General features: G+C 66.3%; 13 protein-coding genes. 7 read left to right on the top strand and 6 right to left on the bottom strand.

What is annotated here, in order from left to right; all coding sequences use genetic code 11:
* A complete protein-coding gene (locus IB258_RS03890; protein WP_054454113.1) occupies positions 1-1,671 on the bottom strand; it encodes an iron ABC transporter permease in 1,671 nt (556 codons plus the stop codon).
* A 146-nt stretch (positions 1,672-1,817) separates the two neighbouring features.
* Positions 1,818-2,861, bottom strand: a complete 1,044-nt coding sequence (locus IB258_RS03885; RefSeq protein WP_054454115.1) for a Fe(3+) ABC transporter substrate-binding protein — start codon at positions 2,859-2,861, stop codon at positions 1,818-1,820.
* 337 nt (positions 2,862-3,198) lie between these two features.
* Here IB258_RS03885 and IB258_RS03880 point away from each other — a divergent pair, with 337 nt between their 5' ends.
* The 6 genes from IB258_RS03880 to IB258_RS03855 all read left to right on the top strand — a co-directional run bounded on the left by IB258_RS03880 (position 3,199) and on the right by IB258_RS03855 (position 8,191).
* Positions 3,199-3,975, top strand: coding sequence for a ferredoxin--NADP reductase (locus IB258_RS03880; RefSeq protein ID WP_054454116.1), 777 nt, complete (start codon positions 3,199-3,201; stop codon positions 3,973-3,975).
* A gap of 186 nt (positions 3,976-4,161) precedes the next feature.
* The gene (locus tag IB258_RS03875) at positions 4,162-4,689 is read left to right on the top strand and encodes a 2,4'-dihydroxyacetophenone dioxygenase family protein (protein WP_192352172.1); all 528 of its coding nucleotides are present in this window, start codon (positions 4,162-4,164) and stop codon (positions 4,687-4,689) included.
* Positions 4,690-4,738: 49 nt separating this feature from the next.
* On the top strand, positions 4,739-5,710 hold the full coding sequence (locus tag IB258_RS03870) for a tripartite tricarboxylate transporter substrate binding protein (RefSeq protein ID WP_054454119.1): 972 nt from the start codon (positions 4,739-4,741) through the stop codon (positions 5,708-5,710).
* Positions 5,711-5,737: 27 nt separating this feature from the next.
* Positions 5,738-6,529 (top strand): SDR family oxidoreductase, encoded by a 792-nt coding sequence (locus IB258_RS03865; protein ID WP_119451582.1) that lies wholly within the window; start codon positions 5,738-5,740, stop codon positions 6,527-6,529.
* 10 nt (positions 6,530-6,539) lie between these two features.
* Positions 6,540-7,259 (top strand): SDR family NAD(P)-dependent oxidoreductase, encoded by a 720-nt coding sequence (locus IB258_RS03860; protein ID WP_054454123.1) that lies wholly within the window; start codon positions 6,540-6,542, stop codon positions 7,257-7,259.
* Positions 7,260-7,360: 101 nt separating this feature from the next.
* The gene (locus IB258_RS03855; protein ID WP_054454832.1) at positions 7,361-8,191 is read left to right on the top strand and encodes an IclR family transcriptional regulator; all 831 of its coding nucleotides are present in this window, start codon (positions 7,361-7,363) and stop codon (positions 8,189-8,191) included.
* 28 nt (positions 8,192-8,219) lie between these two features.
* On the opposite strand, the gene IB258_RS03850 is transcribed toward IB258_RS03855, so the two are convergent.
* From IB258_RS03850 to IB258_RS03840, 3 genes are read right to left on the bottom strand one after another with little or no spacing between them, the layout of a single operon-like run.
* On the bottom strand, positions 8,220-9,182 hold the full coding sequence (locus IB258_RS03850) for a tripartite tricarboxylate transporter substrate binding protein (RefSeq protein WP_192352171.1): 963 nt from the start codon (positions 9,180-9,182) through the stop codon (positions 8,220-8,222).
* 34 nt (positions 9,183-9,216) lie between these two features.
* Positions 9,217-9,600 (bottom strand): hypothetical protein, encoded by a 384-nt coding sequence (locus IB258_RS03845; RefSeq protein ID WP_192352170.1) that lies wholly within the window; start codon positions 9,598-9,600, stop codon positions 9,217-9,219.
* Positions 9,597-10,955, bottom strand: a complete 1,359-nt coding sequence (locus IB258_RS03840) for an acyclic terpene utilization AtuA family protein (protein WP_192352169.1) — start codon at positions 10,953-10,955, stop codon at positions 9,597-9,599. The genes IB258_RS03845 and IB258_RS03840 overlap by 4 nt, the downstream gene beginning before the upstream one ends.
* A gap of 99 nt (positions 10,956-11,054) precedes the next feature.
* On the opposite strand from IB258_RS03840, the gene IB258_RS03835 reads away from it, so the two are divergent.
* Positions 11,055-11,969: a LysR family transcriptional regulator gene (locus IB258_RS03835; protein WP_054454131.1), complete on the top strand. Its 915-nt coding sequence runs from the start codon at positions 11,055-11,057 to the stop codon at positions 11,967-11,969.
* Here IB258_RS03835 and IB258_RS03830 read toward each other — a convergent pair.
* Positions 11,966-12,415, bottom strand: a complete 450-nt coding sequence (locus IB258_RS03830) for a Fic family protein (protein WP_255508483.1) — start codon at positions 12,413-12,415, stop codon at positions 11,966-11,968. The genes IB258_RS03835 and IB258_RS03830 overlap by 4 nt on opposite strands.
* Positions 12,416-12,479: the final 64 nt, after the last annotated feature.

Below are 12,479 nucleotides of genomic sequence, written 5' to 3'. Positions count from 1 at the left end.
TCAATGTCCCATTTTCAGATTGGTGCGCGCCAGCAGGATGACGGGGAACAGGCCGGCCAGCACGATGGCCAGCGCGGCGACGGCGCCTTCTTCATAGGTGCCGCGGGCCGCTTCGGCGTATAGCCAGGTTGCCAGCGTGTCGAAATTCATGGGCCGCAGCAGCAGTGTCGCGGGCAGTTCCTTCATGGCGTCCACGAACACCAGCAGGGCGCTGGCGGCCAGCGCCGGGCGCAAGAGCGGCAGGTGTACGCGGCGCAGGGTGCCGGCCGAGCTTTCGCCCAGCAGGCGCGAGGCTTGCTCCAGCGACGGCGGAATGCGGGCCAGGCCGGCTTCCAGTGCGCCAGTGGAAATCGCCAGGAAACGGATCGCATAGGCGCAGACCAGCGCGCCCATCGAGCCCATCAGGAACAGGCCCGTGCCGCCGAAGACCTTGGCGACCGCGGTATCTATCCAGACGAAGGGCGTCAGCAGGCCGATGGCCAGCACCGTGCCGGGCACGGCATAGCCCAGGCTGGCGATGCGCGCGCAGGCGCGGCCCGGGTTGAAGCCCGAGCTTTCGCGCAGCGTGCGTCCGGCCCAGGCCACGATCAGCCCGCAAAGCAGGGTGACGATGGTGGCGCTGAAGGCGACGATCAGGGTGTTGCTCAAGCCGTTCAACAGCTGGTGGGAAACGCCGCCAACCAGATGCAGGCGCTTGTAGGTCTCCACGACCAGATAGAGCGCCGGCGCGACAAATCCGATCAGTACCGGTATCCAGCCCAGCGCCGCGGCAACGGCCGCCGCCGGACCGCGCAGGCGGCGCGGCTGCATCGGGCGCATGCGCTGCGTGTTGGCGTAGCGCTGGCGCTTGCGGCCATGGCGTTCCAGCAGGATCAGCCCGATCACGATGGCCAGCATGGTCAGCGCGATCTGCGCCGCGCCCGCCAGGTCCGAACGCGTGACCCAGGTGGTGTAGACCGACACGGTCAGCGTCTGCACGCCCAGGAATTCGGAGGCGCCGATATCGTTCAGCGTTTCCAGCAACGCCAGGCTCACGCCCACCACGATGGCGGGCCGGGCCAGGGGCAGGGCGACCCGGAAGAACACGGCGATGCGGCCGGCGCCCAGCGTGCGGGCCGCTTCCAGGAGACTTGCCGCCTGCGTCATGAACATGACGCGGGTGCTCAGGTACACATAGGGATAGAGCACAAAGCCCAGCACGAAGATGGCGCCGTAGATCGAGCGCAGATCCGGCAGGCGGAACTGGCGCGGACTGTCATAGCCCAGCAGCGCGCGGATCGCCGACTGTATCGGACCGATGGGATGCAGCAGGTCCAGATAGGCGAAGGCGATGATGTAGGTCGGCACCGCCAGCGGCAGCAGCAGCGCCCAGGTCAGCACGCGGCGCGTAGGGAAGTCGTAAGCGGTCACCAGCCATGCCGCGCCGGTACCCAGCAGCGTCACCAGCACGCCCACGCCGGCCAGCAGCATGGCGGTATTGGCCAGCGCCTGGGGCAATACGTAATTGGCCAGATGCTGCCAATGCGAGAGTTCGCCGCCCAGCGCCCACCAGCCCAGCGTCAGGACGGGCGCCAATACGGCCAGCGCGATCAGGGCGGCGCCGGCCAGCCAGCCGGCCCCGCGTTCAGTCCAGCGCAGACGCAGCGGCCGGGGCAAAGAATCTGTGTGCATGCTTCAAAGTCGATTGCATCAATGGCAAGGCCTGCTCCCCCGAAAAGAAGGGAGCAGGCCCTACGCGTGAGCTTATGCGCAGCCCGCGCGTTTGTCACTGCCGCATGGTTTCGCCAAGCCGGCGGGCGTGGCGGTCCACAGGCCTATCAGTTGTCGAAACCGACTTTGTCCACCAGTTCGCTGGCTTGCTTGCGATGCTTGGCGATCTCGGTCAGCGGCAGCGGGTCCACCTTCAGTTCGCCAAAGCTGGCGATCACGGGGTCCAGCTTCACGCCCTTGCGGACGGGGTATTCATAGTTGGCCTGGGCGTACAGGGCCTGGGCGGGCTCGGACACCAGGAAGTCCAGCAGCTTGACCGCGTTGGCCTTGTTCGGCGCATGGGCGGCAACGGCGGCGCCGCTGACGTTCACGTGCGTGCCGCCGCTCTTGGCGTTGGCGAAGGTCGGGCGGATCACCTTGATGGCGTCGCCCCACTTGCGGGCGTCGGTGCCGGGTTCGGCGTTCTTCATGTGGCCGACGTAATAAGCATTGGCCAGGCCGATGTCGCAGATGCCGCCCAGGATGTCGCGGGCCACGTCGCGGTCGCCGCCGGCTGCCTTGCGGGCCAGGTTGGCCTTGACGCCGCGCAGCCATTTTTCGGTGGCTTCGGCGCCGTCATGCGCGATCATGGAGGCGACCAGCGCGGTGTTGTAGGGGTGTTGGCCCGAACGGATGCAGACCTTGCCCTTCCACTTCGGATCGGCCAGGTCTTCGTAGCGGAAGGCTTCCAGCTTCAGGTCCTTTTCCACGTACAGCACGCGGTCGCGCAGCGACAGGGCGTACCACTTGCCGTCGGCGCCGCGCAGGTTGGCGGGAATGACGGATTCCAGCGTTTGCGACTTGATCGACTGGGTCACGCCGCCGTCGACCAGATCCAGCAGGTTGCCGATGTCCACGGTCATCAGCACGTCGGCGGGCGACTTGGCGCCTTCGGCCTTGACGCGCTCCAGCAGGCCGTCCTTGACGAAGACCGTATTGACCTTGATGCCGCTTTCCTTGGTGAAGGCGTCCAGCAGCGGCTGGATCAGCTTGGGTTCCCGGGTGGTGTAGAGGCTGACTTCCTCGGCGGCGTTGGCCGACACGGTGAAGGCGGCGGCGCCGGCCAGCGCCAGGGCGCGCAGCAGCGAATTCAATTGGGGACGCTTGGTCATGACGAGGTGCTCCGGCTAGGGCTGCAGAGGAATTCCCGAGGCTTCAGGCCTTTCCGCTGCTCAAAACAGTCTGCTAACGAAAATGATTATCAAATGAGAACGCGACGATAACAGGAAGCAAAGCGGCGTTCAACTAGTCGTAAGTCAGGCAGGCTTCAGGCTTGATCCCCATCAATACGGCATAAGGGTATTACGGAATAATGAGAGCAGTTATCATCAAGACCCTGTAGAATAGGGTCAACCCTAATGCCGGCCGCGTCTTTTGTGCGGCACGGAATGACCCAGCGGCACAAGCCGGGCTCATGGCCCGGGGCGGTCGCCCCTAATTTGATACGACATGGCTGCTTTCAACACTGAGCGCGTACTAAGCGTGCACCACTGGAACGACACCCTGTTTTCCTTTACCACGACGCGTGACTCGGCCTTGCGGTTCCACAATGGCCACTTCGTGATGATCGGACTGGAAGTTGAAGGCAAGCCTCTGTTGCGAGCCTACAGCATCGCCAGCGCCAACTATGAAGAGAACCTCGAGTTCCTCAGCATCAAGGTGCAGAACGGCCCGCTCACGTCGCGCCTGCAGCATCTGAAAGAAGGCGACACCATCCTGGTCAGCCGCAAGCCCGTGGGCACGCTGGTCGTGGACGACCTGAAGCCGGGCAAGCACCTGTTCCTGTTCGGCACGGGCACGGGCCTGGCGCCGTTCATGAGCATCATCAAGGATCCGGACGTCTACGAACGCTTCGACAAGGTCATCCTGGTGCATGGCGTGCGTTGGGTCAGCGAACTGGCCTACGCCGACTTCATCGAAAAGGAACTGCCGAACAACGAATTCTTCGGCGACGTCGTGCGCGACAAACTCGTGTACTACCCGACGGTCACGCGCGAACCGTTCCGCAACCAAGGCCGCATCACCGAGCTGATGGAAAACGGCAAGCTGTGCGCCGACATCGGCATTCCGCAGATCAATCCGGAAACCGACCGCGCCATGATCTGCGGCAGCCCGCATATGCTGGCCGATATCAGCGCCATGCTGGACAAGCGCGGCTTCACGGTGTCGCCGGGCGTGGGCCAGCCGGGCGACTACGTGGTCGAGCGGGCATTCGTGGACAAATAAGTCCCGGCGCCGGCGCCAAGCCAAAAACCCATCGCAGCGATGCGATGGGTTTTTTGTTTTTTGGCGCGCCGCGGCCTGATGCTGCGGCGCCCCTAAGGGTTAGCCCGCTGTAGCCGCGGGCAGGGCAGTTCTTATAATTCGTCCATAAAGTAAACATATTGTCCATAATATGGAAGGATTAAAGAAATGCCATTGGACCAGAGTGACACCGAGCCCCTGACCCCATACCAGTACCCGAATCCGCCCGAGGCCCTGCCAGAAATCGTGATTCCGCACGCGATCCCGACCGACGAGAGGCTGTGGGTACCGCAGGCCGAGAACGTCTGGTTCCGCCCGCTCTGTCTGAATGCCAGCCAGGGCTACTGGATGAACCTGCTGCGCGTGCGCAAGTCAGGCGTGCTCAGCCGCCATCGCCATCCGCAGGCCGTGCATGGCTTCGTCCTGAAGGGCCGCTGGCGCTATCTGGAACACGACTGGGAGGCGACTGAAGGCAGCTACGTGTTCGAGCCGCCAGGGGAGACGCACACGCTCTACGTGCCGCCCGACGTCGAGGAAATGATCACGTACTTCCAGGTCAACGGCGTCATGTACTACACCGACCCCTGGGGCAAGGGCATGGGTTACGAAGACGTGTTCACCAAGATCGACATGTGCCGCAAGCACTTCGCGGACGTCGGCCTGGGCGAAGACTACGTAAAGCAGTTCATACGCTGAAATTCCGCATTCCCACCCGCAGCACATAAACATAATCCGGAGACACACCATGAAACGTCGTGCGTTCAATCGCTGCATTCTTTCCGCGCTGCTGGGCAGCGCCGCGCTGGCCGCGGGGCCAGTGGCGCTGGCGCAGAATTTCCCCAACCGGGCCATCGAGATCGTGGTGCCGTTTGCCGCGGGAGGCGGCACGGACGCCATGGCGCGGGCCATGGGCGACGCCTCGCGCACCCATCTGACGCAGCCCATCGTGGTGCTGAACAAGCCGGGCGCGGCGGGCGGGATCGGCCTGACGGAAGTGGCCAACGCCAAGCCCGACGGCTACAAGCTGGCGCTGGTGACGGCCGACATGGTGATCATTCCCCACCTGGGCCTGACCAAGACCACCTACGAGAAGTTCACGCCCATCATCCAGCTCAATGCCGATCCTTCGGCCATCACGGTGGCCGCCGATTCGCCGTACAACACCATCGAAGCGTTCCTGGAGGCGGCCCGCGCCAAGCCTGAGAGCATGCAGGTGGGGAACGCGGGCATCGGCTCGATCTGGCATCTGGCAGCCGCCGCGCTGGAGGACAAGACGGGCGCCAAGTTCAACCACATCCCCTTCAATGGCGGCAATCCGGCAGTGCTGGCCTTGCTGGGCGGACACATCGATGCGGTGGCGGTGAGCCCGGCAGAGGTCATGCAGTACGTCAAGGCCGGCAAGCTCAAGCCGCTGGCGGTCATGGCCGACGCGCGCGTGCCCGGTTTCGAGAACGTGCCCACGCTGAAGGAGCGCAACATCGATCTGTCGATCGGCACCTGGCGCGGCATCGCCGCGCCCAAGGGCACGCCGCAGCCGGTACTGGACGTGCTGGGCGCCGCGTTCCGGCAGGCAGCCGCCGAAAACAGCCTGAAGCGCTTCATGGCGGAGCAGAACCTGGGCTATGCGGTCGCGGATCAACAGACGTTCACGGCGCTGATGGAGCGCGACAATACGACGTTCAAGGCGCTGATCGAAAAGTTCGGCATGCGCCAATAGACTGCAGGCAACGACAAGGAGCAGGACATGGATCTGGGCATTACCGGCAGGACCGCGCTGGTGGGCGGCGCAAGCAAAGGCCTGGGCTACGGCTGCGCGCTGGCCCTGGTGCGCGAAGGCGTCAACGTGGTGATCGTGGCGCGCGGGGCAGAGGCTCTCGAGACCGCGCGGCAGCAACTGCTGCAGGCGCGGACGGACGACAAGTCTTTCGTCAAGGCCGTGGCGGCCGACATTACGACCGCGCAGGGCCGCGAGGCCGTGTTCGCCGCGCATCGCGACTACGACATCGTGGTCACGAACGCGGGCGGGCCGCCGCCCGGGGATTTCCGCGATTGGGGCAGGGAACAGTGGTTGAATGCAGTCGACGCCAACATGCTCACGCCGATCGAGTTGATCAAGGCCACGGTGGACGGCATGGCTGAACGCGGCTTCGGGCGCATCGTCAACATCACGTCCAGCGCGGTCAAGGCGCCGATCGACATCCTTGGCCTTTCCAACGGCGCGCGCAGCGGCCTGACCGGTTTCGTGGCGGGCGTGGCGCGCAGCGACATCGCGGCGCGCGGCGTCACGATCAACAACCTGCTGCCCGGCGCGTTCGCCACGGACCGGCTGAGCTCGGCGCTGGCGGCTTCCGCGGCCAAGACCGGCCAGGACGCGCAAGCCGTGCGCGCCCAACGCCAGGCGGCGATACCGGCAGGACGCTTCGGCAACGCCGAGGAGTTCGGCGCCATCTGCGCTTTCCTGTGCAGCGTCCATGCGGGCTACGTCACCGGCCAGAACGTGCTGGCTGACGGCGGCGCCTATCCCGGCACTTTCTGAGCGGACGGCAATGACGTATCAAGCGGATCTGTTTGCAGGCAAGACGGCGCTGGTGACTGGCGCCACGCAAGGCATCGGGGCGGCGGTTGCCAACCGGCTGGCGTCGCTGGGCGCGCGGACCATAGCAGCCGGGTTGCAATCCGACGCCGGCGAACTGGCGCCGGGTATCGAGGTGCGCCTGGGCGACGTCAGCGACGCGGGCGACGTCGAACGCCTGCTGCAAGGGTTGGACGAACTGGACATCGTGGTCAACTGCGCCGGCATCATCCGCCGCGGCGCGGAGCATGATCCCGCCGTGTTCGAGCAGGTGCTGGCGATCAACCTGACCGGCACCATGCGCGTATGCGGCGCCGCGCGCGAGAAGCTTGCGCGGCGCGGCGGCTGCATCGTGAACACCGCGTCCATGCTCAGTTTCTTCGGCGGGGCGCTGGTGCCGGCGTATGCGGCGAGCAAGGGCGGGGTGGCGCAGCTGACGAAGTCGCTGGCGCTGGCCTACGCAGCGGACGGCATCCGCGTCAACGCCGTCGCGCCGGGCTGGATCGCCACGCCGCTGACCCGCGCCTTGCAGGACGACCCCGAGCGCTCGGGGCCTATTCTGCAGCGTACCCCGCTGGGGCGCTGGGGCAAGCCGGAAGACGTGGCCGAGGGCGTGACGTTTCTTTGCACGCCGGCGGCCTCGTTCATGACGGGCGTGATCCTGCCCGTGGACGGCGGCTACCTCGTGGCTTGAGCGTTGGCCGCCACCGTGTACGCGCGCAGGCGTTTGCAGGGATAATGGCGGGGCCGCGCCGCAGGGGCGGCCTCGTTACCGTCAACGCCACGTTTTCCGCCATGCCAGAACTGCCGCAAGTCGCCAACCCTCCCGCCGCACAGGTGGCGGGCACAGCCGCCTTCTCGAAGTTCATGCATGTGCTGCAAGTCGTGGCCGATACGCCGGAATCCATGACGGTGGCCGAACTCAGCAAGCGCAGCGGCTATCCGCGGCCGACCGTATACCGTACGGTGGCCGCGCTGGTGGCCGAACGCCTGCTGGCCGAACATCCGGTCACCGGCAAGCTGAGCCTGGGGCCGCGCCTGATCCAGCTGGCCAGCCGCAGCTGGGGCCGTTCGGAAATGCGGCTGGCCGCCGTCGAGAACCTGAAGCAGTTGCGTGACGTCACCGGCGAGACCGTGCACCTGGCCGTGCCCAACGGTCAGCACATGGTCTACATCGAGAAGCTGGAAAGCCCCAGCGTGGTGCAGATGAATTCGCGCATCGGCACCAACGTCTCCATGTATTCGACGGCGGTGGGCAAGGCGTATCTGGCGATGTTGGACGAGGCGGCTCTGCAGGCCGCGCTGGACATGCTGCCGCAGCCGTTCGCCTGCCATACGCCCAATACCGTCAAGGATACGGCCGCGCTGCGGCGGCAGCTCGAACAGGTGCGCCAGCGCGGCTGGGCCGTGGATGATGAAGAGAACGAGGCCGGCATTTATTGCTTCGGCGCGCCGATTTTCGGGCAGAACGGCGTGCCGGTGGCGGCCATCAGCGTGAGCACGCTGCGATTCCGCCAGAAACCAGATCCGGAAGCGGCCTATGTGGCGCCGCTGCTGGAGGCATGCCGTGCGATCAGCCAGCGCATTGCCGGCACGCCGATGCTGGCGAGCAGCGATCTGCTCTGACGGGCGGCGCGCCACCGCCCGGGGCGGTCTACTCGGGCTGGATGCCGGCCTTCTTGATGATCTCGCCCCACTTCTTCGACTCGGCTTGCTGGAACTGCGCCAGTTCTGCCGGCGTGGAGCTTGCCGCGTCCGTGCCCGTTTGCGCATAGAACTGCTTGGCAGGCGTGCTTGAAGTGGCCTTGACCAGCAATTCGTTCAAGCGCTTGACCACATCAGGCGGCGTGCCGGCGGGCGCATACGCGGCAAACCAGTAGCCCATTTCATAGCCTGGCACGCCAGCCTCGGCGATGGTGGGTACGTCCGGCGCCAGCGGCGAGCGTGCCTGGCCGGTCACGCCCAACGCGCGCAGCTTGCCCGACTTGACTTGCGGCAGGCCGGTGGCGGTGTCGGTGATCATCATGTCGATCTGGCCGCCCAGCAGGTCCGTGACCGCCAGCGGATTGCTCTTATATGGCACGTGCAGCAGTTGCACGCCCGCCATCTGTTGCAGCAGTTCGCCGGCGATGCGGCTGCTGGAGCTGCCGCTGCCGAAGCTCAGCTTGCCGGGCGCTTGCTTGGCCTGGGCCAGGAAGTCGCCAACCGTCTTGGCCGGCGAATTGGGATTGACCACCATGATCTGGCCGCCTTTGCCCAGCAGGGTCAGCGGCGCGTAGTCCTTGACCGGATCGTATGTCAGCGTCTTGTAGAGGTGCTCGTTGGCGGCATGCGTGGTGTTTGTGGTGATCAGCACGGTGTAGCCGTCGGGGGCCGCGCGGGCGCCGGCCGCGGCGCCTATCATCGCGCTGGCGCCGGGCTTGTTTTCGATCACCACGGCCTGGCCGGTCTGTTCGGTGACGCCCTGGCCGATGGCGCGGCCGATCTGGTCGGTGGCGCTGCCGGCGGCGAACGGCACGATGAAGGTGATGGGCTTGGCGGGGAACTGGGCCATGGCGCTCAAGGGCAGGGCGGCGGCCAGCAGCAAGGCCAGCCGGCCTTTGGAAGCAATGCGCATGTGTGTCTCCTGTGGATTTTTATAGGAATCGAAATCAGGCGTCCGCGGGACGGTCGCCGGGTATGTCGGGCAGACGGCTGGCCAGCGCAGGGCTGACTTCGACCGTCATGTCCAGCAATCTGAAAGAGAGGCTCTTGCCGTGCGTGTCCAGGTTGAGGGCATCGTTGACGCCGCCGTCCAGCACGCCTTCAAGCACAAAGTTCATCGCATGCAGCGTGGGCAGCGCGTAGCGGGTGACGCGTCTGGGGCGGCGGTACGCGAACCAGTCGGCGACGCGGGCCTCGGTGACCTGTGCATCCAGCACGTCGTAGCATTCCGGATCCCAGGCGATCAGGCTCAGGTTGGAGATGTCGCCCTTGTCGCCGGAACGGCTGTGCGCCAGGCGGTACAGGGGGACCGAGATCAGCGGCGGATTCATTGCGGGGCTTCCTCCAGGAAGGTCCAGCCGCTGGGCACGGCGTCGCGCGGCAGGGTGCAGGACAGCATGTTCAGGCGCGGGCGCAACGCGGTGCGCACGCCGCCGCCGCCGGCCGGGCCGCAGGTATACAGGGCAGTCACTTCGCGCAGCACGCTTTCGGCAAGCTTGCGGTCCATGTGTTCGGCCGCGACGCGCAGGCGCACGTCGCGCGCATGGCCGTCGGGCAGGGCGGACAGCATGTTGCCGGCGTCATCGCCCAGGATGCTGATGGCGCCGATGAGGTCGGCGCGCAGGCGCAGAGCCGGGTCCAGGCGCTTGCGCACGATATCGGCGGCCAGACGGGCGCGTGCTTCGGCCTGCACCCCGGCATAGGAGATCTCGGCTTCGGCCAGCCAGCCGCCGCGGTAGCAGACGTTGACCTTGAGTTCGGCGGGACGCGCGTGGCCGGTGATGCCGCGCACCGCCACCCGATCGCCGCCCAGTTCGGCCACCTCGGCGCGGCTCAGGTCGGCGACGACGTCCGGCGTCAGGTAGCGCGCGGGATCGTGCACTTCGTACAGCAGCTGTTCCTTGACGGTGCGCGCATCGACCATGCCGCCGGTGCCGTCGGCCTTGCCGATCACGAATTCGCCATCCGCATCGATCTCGGCGATGGGAAAGCCGGCGGCGTGCACGTCTGGCACATCCTTCAAGCTGGGCACGCAGAAGTAGCCGCCGGTGACTTGCAGGCCGCACTCCAGCATATGGCCGGCCATGGTGGCACGGCCCAGGCGCTGCCAATCGTCCATGGCCCAGCCGAAATGGGCCAGCGCCGGACCCAGCGTGAGCGATGGGTCCGACACGCGGCCCGCGACCACGATCTGCGCGCCGGCCCGCAGCGCCTCTGCGATCTCGGCGGCGCCGAGGTAGGCGGTGGCGCTGACCACGTCCCGCCCATCCAGCGCGCCGCCAAGGCGCTGGCGCAGCAGTTCGCGTTGCGCATCGCTGGAGAGCGCGTCGCCCTGTACCACTGCGATGCGCGGCGCGGGCAGGCCTTGCTGCTGGGCCAGCGCGGCAATGCGCCGGGCTGCGGCGGCAGGGTTGGCCGCGCCGAAGTTGCCGACGATGCGGATCCCGTGGCGCAGACAGTCGGCCAGCACCGGGCCGACCAGTTCGTCCAGCAAGGGCTCGTAGCCGCGCTCCGGGTCTTCGTTGCGGGCCAACTGGGCCAACGCCAGCGTGCGCTCGGCCAGCGTTTCGTAAATCAGCACGCCGCCGCCGCGGGCGATCAGCGTGCGCACCACGGCGGCGGCGCCGTCGCTGCGGTCGCCGGAGAACCCGGAGGCGCAGCCTATGTGGAGGGGGGCTAGGGACATACGGAGTCAGGGCAGGGGTCTAGGTGTCTGAGGCCCACTATAGGCACGCTCGGCTCATCAGTAAAATAGAAAGATCGGATCAATTCATAAAGAAAAACCATGAATCTGTCTGCCCGGCAATTGCGCGCGTTCGTGGCCCTGGCCGACGAAAAACACTTCACCCGGGCGGCCCAACGCTGCCACCTGACGCAGCCGGCCTTCAGCGCCCTGATCCGCCAACTGGAGGACAGCGCGGGCATGCGCCTGTTCGACCGCAACACGCGCCATGTGGAGCTGACGGTCGAGGGGCAAGTGCTGGACGCGACGGCGCGCAGGCTGCTGGCCGACATGGACCTGGTCATGGAGGATCTGCGCGACCACGCCGCCAGGCGTCGCGGACGGGTGGCGCTCGCGGCTTTGCCCTCGCTTGCCGCGGGCTGGCTGCCGGGGCTGCTGGCGCGCTTTCGCGAGTCCTATCCAGGCATCACGGTGGACCTGCGCGATGCCTTGCTGGATCCCTGCCTGGACCTGGTGCAGGCAGGGCAGGTGGATTTCGCGGTGGCCTCGCGACGGCCGGACATGAACGACCTGGACAGCGAGTTCCTGCATGCGGACCGTTATTTTCTGGTCTGTCGCGCCGATCATCCGCTGGCAGGGGCGGGCCGCGCCCGGCTGCGCGACATCCTGCGCTATCCCATGATCCAGCTTGCGCGCGGCAGCAGCGTGCGCAAGCATCTGGACGCGGCCTTGGGGGCCGACGCACCGGCGCCGGTGTTCGAGGTCGAGCACCTGGCCACGGCAACGGGGTTGGTGCGCGCGGGGCTGGGCATCTCGGTGGTGCCGGCGATGACGCTGTTCCATTTCGGCGGCGCCGACCTGCGCATCGTGCCGCTGGCCGGCAAGGCCCTGACCCGTCCGCTCTACCTGGTGCGGCGCAAGGGCCGCACGCTATCGGTCGCAGCGCAGGCGTTGTATGACCTGCTGCGGGAGCATCGGGGGGATATCGATAGCCCGGGATTGCCTGGTTTGGATTAGCCGGCTATCGGCTGGCCGACGCAGCGTTGGAACACCGCCTCCAGCGGCGCGTAGTCGCAGATCACGGCGGCGACGTTGGCGTCGACCCATTCCCGTTGCACCACTGACCACCAACTGATCTCGTAGCCGGCATTGATGATGAGGTGTTCGAACAGGAGACGTTGAGCGCGCCCGTTGCCTTCACGGAAGGGGTGGATCATGTTCAAGTCGCCGTAGGCGACGGCTGCCTCGGCGATCAGCGCGGAGCGCGGCAGCTCCTTGAACCAGTTGGCCCGCGCCAGGGCCGCGAAAATCTTGTCGGCCTCGGGTTCGATCCTGCTTGTATTGCAGAAGCGCGTGCCGCCTTTTGAGATATCGATGGTGCGCAACTCGCCCGCCCGGTCGTAGAGATCCTGAAAGAGCGTGCGATGGAGTCGCTTCAGGTACGCAAGGTCGTAGGGAGGCAGGAAAAGATCGATCTGGCTGGCGGCGATCTCGGAAAGCTCTTGCTCAGCCTGCGCGAGCAGCGAA

This window comes from Achromobacter sp. ACM02, assembly GCF_014851605.1.
Taxonomy (GTDB): Bacteria; Pseudomonadota; Gammaproteobacteria; order Burkholderiales; family Burkholderiaceae_B; genus Achromobacter; species Achromobacter aegrifaciens.
The sequence above is the reverse complement of the archived record's forward strand: the minus strand, read 5'-3'. Positions and strand labels throughout refer to the sequence as shown.